Genomic DNA, 9,181 nt, shown 5'->3' on the forward strand with positions numbered 1-9,181 from the left:
TATTCATTGGGAGACCTCAAGCTTTGGTTTCGTTACCTTTATCTTGTGGTTTCCCTTTCTTTTTTGCTACCCCTTCTCACTCACATAAGGCGTAACTATAGCCTTTTTGCTGATACCAATCATCTACTAGCACAAAAATTGTGGTCAACAGGGTTGAACCGTCTACCATATTCATTGGGAGACCTCAAGCTTTGGTTTCGTTACCTTTATCTTGTGGTTTCCCTTTCTTTTTTGCTACCCCTTCTCACTCACATAAGGCGTATTGTTATTTAAGTTACTTATTCACTAGATGATTCATCATCTTGATCTATGCTGTCTTCTACTGATACGAGATTTTCTGGCGGACGCTCATGGTTAAGTTGGTTTAGTAGTGCCAGTACTTTATTACCGCGTTCTATGGAGTGATCTTCGAGAAAGATGACCTCTGGTGTCCGACGTAGCCGTACCCGCGCCCCAAGTTCGCTGCGGACGTAACCCGTGGCCGACTTTAAGCCTGCCATTGTTTCTACCTTAGCTTCATCTGTACCATAGATACTGACGTAGATTTTGGCGTGTTGGAGATCGCCGGAAACATCAACATCAGTAACACTTACCATTCCTGTACCCACACGGTCATCCTTAATGCCGTTAAGCAGCATTTGGCTAACTTCCCGTTTGATCAGTTCAGCAACGCGGGAAACCCGGCGATTTGTAGCCATAAAAATTTCGCCTCCTCACAGAGGTTGCACAACAAAAATAGATGTAAGTTGGGTAGACAGTACTTAGCGTGAGCAACGCCAAGAGCAACCGTCTATGGGGCACAACCCCGATATAGCGCTAGTCTAGATTGTACTTAAGCCCAGCATTGCCCGTAGGGTGAAAGTAAGGAAGACTAGGCTGCCCACAAATAAACCTAAGATAGCGATCAAGGTGACTGGGCGCTTCAACAGTGGCACTAATGGCGCAAAGGTGTTCAGAAACAGTCCTAAGACGATAGTAATTAAGTACCGGGGGTAGCGAAAGACGTTATCCCAAAATCCGTCAAACATCTGAATGTAAACTGCCTTGTTATATACTTACGTTTGTTTTGATATGCTTTATCTACTCAATTGTAATCTATGCGGCTGGAAAATTAGCCAGTTAATCTAAAATATTGCTCGTCGGTTATATTGACTTTATTTAGTCACAATTATTTTCAGTTGAATCGTAGGTAAATGGTAATTCAAATCCCCAAAGAAACTAGCCCACGTCCATTTTTGAAGTGGGCAGGGGGTAAAAGTAGGTTGATACAGCAATATATTCCTTATTTTCCCAAAAGTTATAAAAATTACTATGAGCCATTCTTAGGTGGTGGTGCTGTTTTTTTCTATCTCCAACCAAGTGCAGCAATTTTAACTGATATTAATGCTGAATTAATTAACACTTATTGTTGTGTAAGAGATGATGTTGAAGAATTAATTTCTCTATTGAAAGAGCATAAAATTCGACATAATAAAGATTATTATTATAGCGTCCGAAACAACTCTGGTGGTACTTGTGTAGAAAAAGCTGCTCGGATAATTTATCTTAATAAGACTTGTTTTAATGGTCTTTATCGAGTCAACTCACAGGGTAAATTCAATGTGCCTTTAGGCAGATATGAAAATCCCAATATTTGTCATGAAAATTTACTGCGACTAGCCTCAATAGCACTTTCTCATGCAGAAATCCAACGAGCAGATTTTACAGAAGTCTTAAATCATGCGACTAGCAGTGATGACTTTGTATTTTTTGACCCGCCCTATCATCCTATCAGTGAGACTAGCTATTTTACTGCTTATAATCAAAATTGTTTTAGTAAAAAAGACCAAGAACTTTTAAGAGATACTTGTGCAGAGTTGGTAAGTCGTGGTGTCAAAGTTATGGTATGTAATTCTGATAGCGAATTTATTAGTAAAATTTATACTGATATCAATTTTCAAACATACAGAATCAAAGCAGCCCGATCAATTAACTCAAACATAAAAAATAGAGGCATGATTTACGAACTATTAATTACATCTTTTAAAGATTTTTATTTGCCCAAGCAATGAATCTGTCTAAGCTATAAACTCCTAATAAATTATGGTTATCATTAACTCTTGCTTTTAGCCATTTGCTTGCGCCCTCTCGCATACCTTCACCGCCTAAAATCACAATAGTTGGTGTAGGGTAATAATTCTGGATGTTCATGTTCAAGTAAGGAAACTTTTCATCAACAGAACCGGGGCTTTCTTGCCATTTGCACTCGAAAATTAAACCAGATGGCATTGCAGCTGAGCCAACAACATAAAAATCAACCTTCAGAAGGGTATGATAAATTCCAGTTCCAATATAAACTTCCTTTCCATAACGTTTAGGTAATAAAGCAGCATTCAATATAAATTCTTTTGGGACATAGTTCCCCACTTGGAAATAATTATGCCCATTTAAGATTGCTTCTACATTTCCTTCTAAAATATTCCCAGACTTATTTGCCCGTCCGCCTTGAGTCAGAGCCATCATCAATCCCTCTGCCAAAAGTCCTGCTTATTATAGGATTTCACAGAAGTAGTAACAAATAATCAGTTGCTTAATATGAATTTTTGATTTTGACTAAACAAGCTTGGATTAATAGGCAAAAAATCCGAATAATTTGGTATTATTGTACTAAATTAATACATTTGTATTAATAATTGGGATCAAGAATGAGTTGCTAATTGAGGAAGTATGAAAGAAATGGAAAATTCCATTTCTCTTTGCCCCTTAACCTTTTTCCTAACCTCTCTAATAACTGGAATTGAGCTTGGATAAATTTTAGTGATTTCGCCTTAGCTTTAGCCTGTCTGGGCTTCAGTATGACCGTTGCGGATAGTCCATGCTAGTTCTAAGAGTTGAGTCCAGCGCTTTTGTAGCTGTTTGGGAGTGCATTTGATGGCTTTGGCGATCGCTTGGTCGTTTTGCCTTGCAGTTTTTAACTCTAATATTTGCTGTTGCTGTTCTGTGAGTTGATTTAAAAAGACTTCCCACTGCTGGGAAGATAAACCCAATTTTTGTTCTAAACCTGCACCTAACCATTGATGTACCAATTGCCAATGGTGTTGTTTGGCAAACTTTTCTACGTGGTATTTAAAGCGTTGTTGGAGATAATCGCGCTGACGGCTAGTTAAACCGAGAATTTGGTCAATTTCTGGGGCTGAAAGGTCTTGGAGTTTCAGGCTGAGGTAGTTCATACAGTCAGATTGACCTTGAGACTCCAGGTATTTCATCAATTCAGTGATGACGCGATCGCGTTCTGACTCTTCTGATGGATCAAAATTAGTTTGAGCAATCATTTGCGATCGCAACTGTTGCACCGCCGAGTTGCGCTGGTAAGATTCTGCTTCTTCACCCTTAGCAGACTCTACCGCCATTTCAATATCCACGGTAGTTTCTTGCGGCTGACGACGAGCAAAACCTTGGGCCCGTAAGATAATCAATTGCTGATTTGCACCACCAGGTAAATTGATCCGGCGTTTGGCATACTGTTCTGTAAACGCCATATATTCAGCTAATTGCAGCTGAGTACGCGGCGTATGATCATTAGGTAGTTCGTTTTCTCTGCGGAAAGCTTTGATAGCTTCGATATAAAATGCTTGTAAAAAATCTTCAATTAGGCTGTAACGAGCCTCAAAGCCCAACTCAGAGCCGGATATAGTTACATGGCGGTAAACCATAGCACCCAAATTGCTATGTAATTCCACCCGCCCTTGTTTGGAACCTAGTTGGTAGTAACGTAAGCACTTTTGCATCCGATGCCTTCCCAACGTCATCTGCCAGGACTTGATTTCCCCAGATGTTTGGATACGGGAGCTTTTATCGCAAATGCGTTCTACTTCTACGGCTATGCGCTTTGCTAAAGCTTCTACGCACCTGGGTGCTGCTTTCACTTGTGCTTGCATTTCCTGACACAGCAATTCAATCAAGTTACTGCTACTGCTGTCTGAAAATTCTTCGGTCGAAAGGTGATTATCAAAAATAGGTGTAGAGTTTGGTAGATTAACGACGTTAGCTTTCATGACTTTTCCAGGGAGTAGTATTGCACCGTAATTACAACGCAGACACAGCAATCAAGACCAGCCTTGGCTGGAGAATCTTTAGGCATTCGTCCATTAAGACTTGCCGCATGTAATGCTCACATCTAAAGCTCATATATAAAACTATAGGAAATACGAGAGAGTTACGGTTATGGCAATGTGTCGGTTTTTTCACAAGCCGCCACATTCACGCGGGGACATGAGTACCCGTCATTTTCTCAAAGTTGTCAAATCCCTTGCTGTAGCGACTGTTACCACCATCCTGTTATTGCATTTGTGCCCATCGGAGACATCGCCTTTAAATATGACAATTTCAAAACTGGAGTCGCTTTTATCACAATTTCCGAAACGGAGAGGTGTGCCTGTGAAGTTTAATTCTTATACCCATGCTGCTGCTGCTTCCCAACCTAAACCCCTCCGTATAATTACTGCTTCTTCTGCCGTCATATCCAAGATGGTAGACACTTCATATGTAGGTTCTTCGCCAGTATCTACAATTATGTCTACCAAGTTGTCCAAACGGTCAAATAGCTCTACCCGCGACTGAACAGTTTCTGGATCTATCCGAATCATCCCATTATCTGCTTCATCTGCTGGCAGATGTGCTGAAGTTGAAATAATCGGATTGCCCAACGCTGCCAGCAACTCCAAACACACAGTATGGTTTGGTACTCTAATTCCAGTAGTTTTCCGCTTGGGGCTTTGCACCAATCGCGGTACTAATTTAGTTGCTGGGAGCAAAAACGTGTATGGCCCTGGAATCAGGCGTTTCATAATCCGATAGGCTGTGTCACTTACGAAGGCATAAGTTGCCACATTTGAAAGCGAAGGAGATAAAAATGTCAGTGGTTTATCATTTGCTAGCTGTTTAATTTGCCGCACTCGTTCTACCGCCGACTTGGCATTCAAATCACAACCGATCGCATAGACTGTATCAGTAGGGTAAAGCATGACTGCGCCACTAGAAAGCGCCGACTTTATTTCCTCTATTCGGCGAATTTGAGGATTATCCGGATGAACTGGGAAAATTTTTGCCATAGAGGGATTGGGAATTGGGGATAGGGGAGAATAACTAATGACTAATGACTAATTTATTATGAATAAAATTGCTTATCTTCAATGTCCGACAGGGATTTCTGGTGATATGTGCCTGGGTGCTTTGGTAAGTTTGGGTGTTCCTGTGGAGTATTTAATTGAAAAACTCAATGAGTTGGGTATTGAACAGGAATATCAGTTAAGGGCGGAATTTGTCCAACGGAATGGTCAGCAGGCGACTAAAGTCCATGTGGATTTAGTAGATGATCACCACCATGACCACGAACACAGTCACCATCACACACGCCACTTGCCAGAAATAGAGGAGATGATTATCAAAGCGGGGTTGCCAGCACGGGCAGAAGCTTGGAGTTTGGCGGTATTCCAACAGCTAGCAGTCGCTGAAGGGGCAGTGCATGGCATTTCCCCTGAAAAAGTTCATTTCCATGAGGTAGGTGCTGTAGATGCGATCGTAGATATTGTGGGTACTTGCCTGGGGTTAGATTGGTTGGGGATTGAGAGCAATGACGAAGGATTGCCCCTGCTTTATTGCTCGGCGTTCCCGACTGGTGGCGGCACTGTTCGGGCTGCACATGGTCAGATGGCGGTACCAGTACCAGCGGTATTAAAGTTGTGGGAAATGCGGGGTTGTCCAGTTTATAGTAATGGAATTGACAGAGAACTGGTGACACCTACAGGGGCCGCGATCGCTACTACTTTGGCAAGAGATTTTGGTTCACCACCTGCGATCGCTATCAAGCAGGTAGGACTGGGAGCAGGAACCATAAATTTACCCATTGCCAATATTCTACGCCTCTGGTTGGGTGAAAGCGTAAGTTTAAAGTCTAATTTTAGTGATTCTGAAGATACTAGCTCAAATTTAGAAAATTTCAGCGATTCTGAAGATACTATCGCAAATTTAGAAACGATATCAGTACTAGAAACCCAAATTGATGATTTAAATCCGCAAGCGATCAGCTATGTGTTTGAGGCGTTGTTTGCGGCTGGTGCAGTGGATGTTTTTACCCAAGCGATCGGCATGAAAAAATCCCGTCCGGGGATTTTGCTGACTGTGATCTGTCATCCAGAAAATTTACTCAGTTGTGAAGCGGTTTTATTTAGCGAAACCACTACTTTGGGCATTCGGCGAACAACTCAGCAACGCGCCATTTTACAACGGGAAATTCAACAAGTGGAAATTGAATATGGCAAAGTGCATGTCAAGATAGCATGGAAGGGAGAATTATCAGAAAAAGTTATTGTTAATGTGCAGCCAGAATATGAAGATTGTGCAGAGTTAGCTCGAAAACATAATATTCCCTGGCGTGAAATTCAACGGCTGGCGTTACAGCATTGGTATTTAGTCAATGACTGATACAAATTCCTCGTTCCTCGTTCCCAGTTGGAGACTGGGAATGCCATCCTAAAGGCTTCGCCTCTGCTCACACATCAATCGACTCTACTGTGTTTTGGCTTTACAAGCCTGCCATTGGGGTTCAGCCGGGATACGCGCAAAACAGGACACGTTGTAAATTTTTGTTGCAAAGCATGTTTTATTGATTTACCAACTTGCCCATAAATGATAAGAGTGCAATCAAAATTTTACACAGTAAAATCAACTTTTCACCCCTTTCAATACCTCAAGCTTGCCCATAAAAGAGCTTTTTTGGGAATGTTCGGTATTGAAACAACCCTATATCAAGGATTTTACTTTCTTTACATTACAAAACTTTACAACGTACCCCATTTTGCAGCTATCCCGGCTGAACCCCATTTACCGCCGCAACCCTAAGCACCAGGAATTGGCCAAATCAGCCCAATTTAATATTTACCTTGATGCCACTTTCAAATCCCACCAGTTGAAATTCAAATTGGGCATCGATGATCCTGTTTTAATAATTGAGCAACAACGCCCTGACTATGGCAATTTAAAAGTAGTCAACGTCACTGGGCTGGGTAAACTGCCTAAAAATCGCTCCGACACTCTCAGCGCCCGTGTTAATGCCCTCAAAGAAACCTTGAAAAAACTCTACCCCACCCTTGGCATTATCGATTGGAAACAAATTGCATCCCAAATTGCAGACCGCACAGAATACGGTCACTTTGTCGATGGGCGTGGTGTTAATAGGTTTAGTGACGTTGCAGCGATCGCTTCTTTTGGCATTCCCTACCAAAACATCGGTGTTTTAGCAGCACAATATCAGGTGATGACTGGTGAACCAGTCAACCTGGAAGATAAAAACAGCACTTTCCAAAAGTATCTCACTGAACTAATCAATGCAGAAATTATACAAGAGATTGGCCGATTACGCGCTCATCGTCGCTCCAATCAGGAGCTAACATTTTACTTCTGCGCTGACTATTCACTGAGTTTCCTTAATCGTGAATTACCAGGAGTTAAATTAGAGAGCATTGATGCTTTCCAACTCTGCCCAGAAGCGGGTAACGCGAGTGAGCAAACAGGACACGCTATAGTCAATGCTCTAACCCAACTTTGGCAGTCAAAACAGAAAATTACCCAACCCGCGATCGCGAATATTACTGAAATCTCCCAAGCTTGGGTTAGCCGATTTACCCAACGCTGGGGGGGCTGGCAGCACTTTAAAAAATTATTACTCCTGCTATTAGATAGTCTTAATAGCGGTAGTAATAAAAATTTGGCTGACTTAGACGACAATGAAAAGTGGCTAGCCCGTAAATATTTCCCGATGTTGATTGCTGAATCAGAATCATCACTCCCAACTTCGCTCTCAGGGGTGGTGGAGGAGATGGCACAGCAAATAGAAGAACAGGAAAAGAAACTAACGGAAGTCCTGACAGTTCAAGAACAGTTATTATAAAAAATAAATCGGACATCAGAAAACTCATCATCACCACCATCAAGTGACCCGCCAGGATTTGGAAAAAAGCCTGTAAAACAGAAAAGCAGCAAAAAACGAGGGGGTCAACCAGGTCATAAAGGAAATAGCCGGGACTTATACCCCATAGAAGAATGTAGCTCAGTAATAGAACATCATCCGCAATTATGTACGAATTGTGGAGCAACTCTGAGTGGAGTTGATACAAACCCCTATCGTCACCAGGTAGTAGAAATTCCACCCATCAGTCCCGTAGTCATCGAGCATCGTTTACATCAATTGACCTGTAGTGGATGTGGCAGTAGTACCCGTGCAAAATTGCCAGAAGACGTGAACCAAAGTGGTTACGGAGTCAGAGTAGTAGCTTTAGTGGCACTGCTGAGTGGAGTGTACCGTAACAGTCAAAGAATGGTACAAAGTACAATGCTGTCTTGTGTTTGGAATCTCAATATCATTGGGAACAGTCAACAGACTGCGACTGGAAGCGAGTAACGCAGTGGCGACCTGTGTAGATAAAGCCAAACTTTATATTCAAAACGCAAACATCGTCGGAGCCAATGAAACCAGCTTTAATCAAGGAAATATTGACGGTTTTAATCCTGAACAACGAAAAGCTTGGTTATGGGTTGCAGTCACACCCCTAGTCACATTTTTTGAAATTGCCCTCAGCCGTTGTACCCAAGGAGCAAAGAATTTATTGGGTGAGAACTTTGGGGGAATTTTAAACTCCGATCGTCATGGTGTTTACAACTGGGTAGATTTAGAAAGACGGCAATTGTGTTGGGCGCATCTGCGACGGGAATTTATCAAAATATCGGAACGGACTGGAGTATCGGCAGAATTGGGAACTGCACTGGTAAAGCAACAAGAGAAGTTGTTTGAACTTTGGCACCGAGTCCGAGATGGTACTTTATCTCGTGGTGAATTTGTGGAGTTGGTTCAGGAGATTCGCTCATCCATCAACGCAACTTTATTGGAGGCTAACGAATACCAGATTACTGATGATTCTGACTTGTTGACTGCTGCCTAATTTTATTCCTTGATTTTGAAGGTGGTTTTTCGTCTTCTTTATACCCCCTGAACGCTTACTTTTAAAGAAAATATTGAATGCTTAGGAGATAAAGGTTATCAAGGTATTCAAAAGCTAGATATAGGACTCCTATTTGATTTTTGAAAAAACTCGGTACATCTGGAGAGTAGCGAAATCAAAGGTAGTGTGTCGGATAAACCACTTCT

Annotated in this window: 10 protein-coding genes; 5 read left to right on the plus strand and 5 right to left on the minus strand. The window is 41.8% G+C overall.

The features are described 5' to 3' along the window. Window positions 1–278: 278 nt before the first annotated feature. Both rbfA and V7K21_RS12110 read right to left on the minus strand, forming a co-directional pair. Window positions 279–698, minus strand: coding sequence for a 30S ribosome-binding factor RbfA (rbfA, locus tag V7K21_RS12105; RefSeq protein ID WP_335174478.1), 420 nt, complete (start codon window positions 696–698; stop codon window positions 279–281). Window positions 699–821: 123 nt separating this feature from the next. Then, window positions 822–1,028: a DUF751 family protein gene (locus tag V7K21_RS12110; RefSeq protein WP_273762674.1), complete on the minus strand. Its 207-nt coding sequence runs from the start codon at window positions 1,026–1,028 to the stop codon at window positions 822–824. A gap of 165 nt (window positions 1,029–1,193) precedes the next feature. Here V7K21_RS12110 and V7K21_RS12115 point away from each other — a divergent pair, with 165 nt between their 5' ends. Further along, entirely contained in the window at window positions 1,194–2,051 is an 858-nt protein-coding gene (locus V7K21_RS12115) for a DNA adenine methylase (protein WP_335174480.1), read from the plus strand. Here V7K21_RS12115 and V7K21_RS12120 read toward each other — a convergent pair. The 3 genes from V7K21_RS12120 to V7K21_RS12130 form a co-directional block, all read right to left on the minus strand. Then, window positions 2,023–2,499 carry a PD-(D/E)XK nuclease superfamily protein gene (locus tag V7K21_RS12120; RefSeq protein WP_335174491.1) on the minus strand — a complete coding sequence of 159 codons (477 nt, stop codon included), beginning with the start codon at window positions 2,497–2,499 and terminating at the stop codon, window positions 2,023–2,025. The two genes, V7K21_RS12115 and V7K21_RS12120, sit on opposite strands and share 29 nt — an antisense overlap. 314 nt (window positions 2,500–2,813) lie before the next feature. Beyond that, window positions 2,814–4,034, minus strand: a complete 1,221-nt coding sequence (locus V7K21_RS12125) for a HetZ-related protein (RefSeq protein ID WP_335174482.1) — start codon at window positions 4,032–4,034, stop codon at window positions 2,814–2,816. A 396-nt stretch (window positions 4,035–4,430) separates the two neighbouring features. Next, the gene (locus V7K21_RS12130) at window positions 4,431–5,090 is read right to left on the minus strand and encodes an L-threonylcarbamoyladenylate synthase (RefSeq protein ID WP_273762677.1); all 660 of its coding nucleotides are present in this window, start codon (window positions 5,088–5,090) and stop codon (window positions 4,431–4,433) included. A gap of 58 nt (window positions 5,091–5,148) precedes the next feature. On the opposite strand from V7K21_RS12130, the gene larC reads away from it, so the two are divergent. The 4 genes from larC (at window position 5,149) to V7K21_RS12150 (ending at window position 8,975) form a co-directional block, all read left to right on the plus strand. Next, the gene (gene larC / locus V7K21_RS12135; protein ID WP_335174484.1) at window positions 5,149–6,462 is read left to right on the plus strand and encodes a nickel pincer cofactor biosynthesis protein LarC; all 1,314 of its coding nucleotides are present in this window, start codon (window positions 5,149–5,151) and stop codon (window positions 6,460–6,462) included. A 373-nt stretch (window positions 6,463–6,835) separates the two neighbouring features. After that, window positions 6,836–7,927, plus strand: a complete 1,092-nt coding sequence (locus tag V7K21_RS12140) for a hypothetical protein (RefSeq protein WP_335174486.1) — start codon at window positions 6,836–6,838, stop codon at window positions 7,925–7,927. A 207-nt stretch (window positions 7,928–8,134) separates the two neighbouring features. Then, entirely contained in the window at window positions 8,135–8,437 is a 303-nt protein-coding gene (locus tag V7K21_RS30675; RefSeq protein ID WP_442948873.1) for an IS66 family transposase zinc-finger binding domain-containing protein, read from the plus strand. Then, complete coding sequence (locus V7K21_RS12150; protein ID WP_335174488.1) at window positions 8,400–8,975, plus strand: IS66 family transposase; 576 nt, start codon at window positions 8,400–8,402, stop codon at window positions 8,973–8,975. The genes V7K21_RS30675 and V7K21_RS12150 overlap by 38 nt, the downstream gene beginning before the upstream one ends. Window positions 8,976–9,181: the final 206 nt, after the last annotated feature.

The sequence above is a fragment of the Nostoc sp. genome (assembly GCF_036919595.1).
Lineage (GTDB): Bacteria > Cyanobacteriota > Cyanobacteriia > Cyanobacteriales > Nostocaceae > Nostoc.